Below are 616 nucleotides of genomic sequence, written 5' to 3'. Positions count from 1 at the left end.
AATGAATATCGTGATCGTGGCATGGGGTACAAATGCTGTCTCTTATACACATCTAGATGTGTAGTGGGGTTAAGTTCATGACAAAAAAGACAAAAAAAGAGTTTTTTGATTATAATGAATATCGTGATCGTGGCATCACATCAGATGTGTATAAGAGACAGACTAATAAGTATTGCATTTTTTGAAATCTTAGATTGTTTTTATCCAATAAATTCGGTTCTTAAAACTCATATGGTAACGTTTTATGAAAAATTTAATATGCATTTTTTCTTAGGAATCAGTTTTTTACTAATATTGCTACTTTTAATACGTTTATTCCTAACAAACAAGTTTGAACCTAATGATATTGGAAAAATGTTGGATAATATTGAAGAAGAATTTCAAAAGGTTGAAGAAAATAGTGAAAAACTTGAATATGATAAGGCTTTAATTAAGATCGATGATATTAGAGAAAGTCAAAAAGATATTTCTAATGCTATTAACGAGAATAAAATGTATTTTTCGAATCAAAAAGTTGTATCCGAGTTTTTAGTTTCATTAATCAGTCTAACAATTATGTTTACGGTAATACTTTATTATAAACAAAAAACTAAAATTGATTTGAATATTACTTTGG

1 protein-coding gene is annotated in these 616 nt (G+C 26.8%); it reads left to right on the top strand.

What is annotated here, in order from left to right:
- Nucleotides 1-114: 114 nt before the first annotated feature.
- On the top strand, nt 115-616 hold a 502-nt coding region (locus A5819_RS18825), incomplete at its 3' end, for a hypothetical protein (RefSeq protein ID WP_139843567.1).

This window comes from Enterococcus sp. 7E2_DIV0204 (assembly GCF_002140855.1).
Lineage (GTDB): Bacteria > Bacillota > Bacilli > Lactobacillales > Enterococcaceae > Enterococcus_L > Enterococcus_L lemimoniae.
Note: the sequence above shows the minus strand (reverse complement) of the source record. Positions and strands in the feature narration are given on the sequence as shown.